Annotated in this window: 2 protein-coding genes and 2 pseudogenes; 2 read left to right on the plus strand and 2 right to left on the minus strand. The window is 62.7% G+C overall.

Annotated features, from left to right (window positions below; all coding sequences use genetic code 11):
• A pseudogene (locus tag EOA33_RS41100) lies at positions 1 to 191 on the minus strand (hypothetical protein); the annotation flags it as partial.
• Positions 192 to 288: 97 nt separating this feature from the next.
• Positions 289 to 624 (minus strand): Grx4 family monothiol glutaredoxin, encoded by a 336-nt coding sequence (gene grxD / locus EOA33_RS33860; RefSeq protein ID WP_126054844.1) that lies wholly within the window; start codon positions 622 to 624, stop codon positions 289 to 291.
• Positions 625 to 788: 164 nt separating this feature from the next.
• Between grxD and EOA33_RS33865 the strand changes: the two genes are divergently transcribed.
• Together EOA33_RS33865 and EOA33_RS33870 are read left to right on the plus strand one after the other, a co-directional pair.
• Positions 789 to 1,592, plus strand: a complete 804-nt coding sequence (locus EOA33_RS33865; protein WP_127407593.1) for a phosphodiester glycosidase family protein — start codon at positions 789 to 791, stop codon at positions 1,590 to 1,592.
• A 112-nt stretch (positions 1,593 to 1,704) separates the two neighbouring features.
• Positions 1,705 to 1,986 (plus strand): annotated as a pseudogene (locus EOA33_RS33870) (copper oxidase); the annotation flags it as partial.

A 1,986-nucleotide genomic window follows, 5' to 3' on the forward strand; every position in this document is an offset into this window, starting at 1 on the left:
GCGCCGATCTGCTGCAGCGCCGGCAGCATGATGTCGATGGCGAGCGAGTTGAGCGCCATCAGCGCCGCGCAGAGCGCGATGAATTCCCAGCGCGGAATGGGCAAGTTGCTTGCCGATTGCTGCGCCACTGCCTGCTTGTCCACGGCAAGATCCGATTTTCCAAACGAACCTGCGCCGGTTGACCGGCGCATCGATCCGTCTCGTTCCCGGTATCGGGAACCAAAGTGCCGAGGTGGGGGCAGCCCCGGAAGGCAGCGCCGGCGCTCAGGCGCCGGCAGGCGCGTTCAGTCAGGCGGCGCCTTTGACGCTGACGCCCTTTTCGACGAGGAACGTTTGCAGTTCGCCCGCCTGGAACATCTCGCGCACGATGTCGCAACCGCCGACGAACTCGCCCTTGACATAGAGCTGCGGGATAGTCGGCCAGTTGGAATAATCCTTGATGCCCTGGCGCAGCTCGGCCGACGTCAGCACGTTCACGCCTTTGTAGTCGGCCCCGATATAGTCGAGGATCTGAACCACCTGGCCGGAGAAGCCGCACTGCGGAAAGCCGGGCGTGCCCTTCATGAAGAGCACCACGTCGTTGCTCTTCACTTCGCTGTCGATGTAGTCGTTGATACCGCTCATGGATAATCCTTTCACGCCTGTGGGAGCCAGGCTCGAAACATAACCATCAAATAAACCCATAGGTTGACCGAAACAAGGTATTTGCCTTGCTGACGCCGAAATGGCGCAAAAGATGGCCTGACGCTGCACCAAGTCCCCTAGGCTGCCAATCCTCCCGGAGCGTAATGAAAAAGCGCTATCTCGCGACGATCCTGATCGGCGTCCTGCTCGTCGCCCTGGCCGCGGCCCTTTGGCTGAGGCCGCGGGAACGCCCGCCGCTCGTCATCGGCGGACTGCCCGCTCCGTGCCGGGATTTGAGCTTCGAGGCGGTCCCCTATGTCGTCTGCGAGATCGATCTCAACTCTTATGACGTCGGCCTCTTTCATGCCGGCGCTGACGGCAAACCCTACGGGTCGCTGGAGGTGTTCGACAAGGCGATGAAGGGGCTGGGGCGGCCGGTCCTGCTTGCCATGAATGGCGGCATGTACCACGAGGACCTGACGCCGGTCGGCCTGCTTGTCGAGGATGGCAACGAAAAGGCGCCGCTCAACCTTGCGAATGCCGAGGGCAATTTCTTCCTGAAGCCGAACGGCGTGTTCCTGATCGGCAGGGACGGCAAGGCCGCGGTCATGGAAAGCAGCGCCTATGCCGCCGCCAAGCCCGATGCGGTCTTCGCCACGCAGTCGGGCCCGATGCTGGTGATCAATGGCGCGCTGCATCCGCGCTTCGACCAGAATGGAACCTCGCGCTATGTCCGCAACGGGGTTGGCGTGCGCGATGGCGATACCGTCGTGCTGGCGATCTCGCGGTCGGAAGTCAGCCTTGGCAGCTTCGCGCGGCTGTTCCGCGACGCGTTGTCCTGTCCCAATGCGCTGTTCCTCGATGGCGTGGTCTCGGCGCTGTCGGATGGCGACAGGATGATCGTCGGCGGGAAGTATCCCGCGGGTCCCATCATCGCAGTGTCGGCCAAGAGGACGGCGGCGCAGTAGCCTCTTGCGATAGCCTGCGTTGCCGCGTCTGCCAAATCCGTGTCAACAGAATATAGCTATAGCTAAATCTTAAAGCATCCGCTATGCTCGCCGCGATCTGGAGGATGTAGGCATGATCGAGACGAAATCCTTGCTGGGGCGAAAGCTCGATCGAAGGCTGCTTCTGGCCGGCGGCCTCGCGGCTGCCGGCGGCACAGCGGTGGTGGCAAGCGCGGCGCGCGGGCAGACAAGCCATGCCGGTCACGAGATGCCGGCGGTTGCGGCTGCCGAAAACCAGCCGGCGCATTTGTCCGCTCATGGAGCGATGATGACGGTCGGTGAGGTCGACGACACCCGAAATGGCTTCGACCCGGTCAAGCTGGTCAACGAATGGGAGACCGGTACGGTGTCGACG

This window comes from Mesorhizobium sp. M4A.F.Ca.ET.050.02.1.1, assembly GCF_003997725.1.
GTDB lineage: Bacteria > Pseudomonadota > Alphaproteobacteria > Rhizobiales > Rhizobiaceae > Mesorhizobium.

Excerpts from the sequence above, each read along its gene's own strand:
- grxD (WP_126054844.1), bottom strand. The coding sequence starts at position 624 with ATGAGCGGTATCAACGACTACATCGACAGCGAAGTGAAGAGCAACGAC.
- EOA33_RS33865 (WP_127407593.1), top strand. The coding sequence starts at position 789 with ATGAAAAAGCGCTATCTCGCGACGATCCTGATCGGCGTCCTGCTCGTC.